Raw genomic sequence first — 266 nt, 5'->3', positions numbered from 1 at the left:
ATCGTGCTGGCGCTCTTTTTTTACCGCAGGAATAAGGCAACACATAAACCGCTGGTGTCGTGGGTGGCCTGGCTGATTATGGTGGGATATGCCGCCGTTCCGCTCTGCTTTGTCTTCGGGCGCTACCCGCATTCTCAGTGGCCGGTGGTTCTGGTGAATCTGCTGTTCTGTGCGGTGGTGTTATGGGCGCGGGGCAACGTGTCAAAAATACTTTCGCTGCTGAGGTGCTGAGATGAAAACCAGAGATGAAATATTTGATGACATCC

At 53.0% G+C, this 266-nt stretch carries 1 protein-coding gene; it reads left to right on the top strand.

Annotated features, from left to right (window positions below; genetic code table 11):
- Complete coding sequence (locus tag AACV31_RS19210; RefSeq protein WP_165157236.1) at positions 1-231, top strand: phage holin family protein; 231 nt, start codon at positions 1-3, stop codon at positions 229-231.
- The last annotated feature ends 35 nt before the right edge of the window (positions 232-266 follow it).

It is taken from the genome of Cronobacter sp. EKM101R (genome assembly GCF_963888145.1).
GTDB lineage: Bacteria > Pseudomonadota > Gammaproteobacteria > Enterobacterales > Enterobacteriaceae > Cronobacter > Cronobacter turicensis.
Note: the sequence above shows the minus strand (reverse complement) of the source record. Positions and strands in the feature narration are given on the sequence as shown.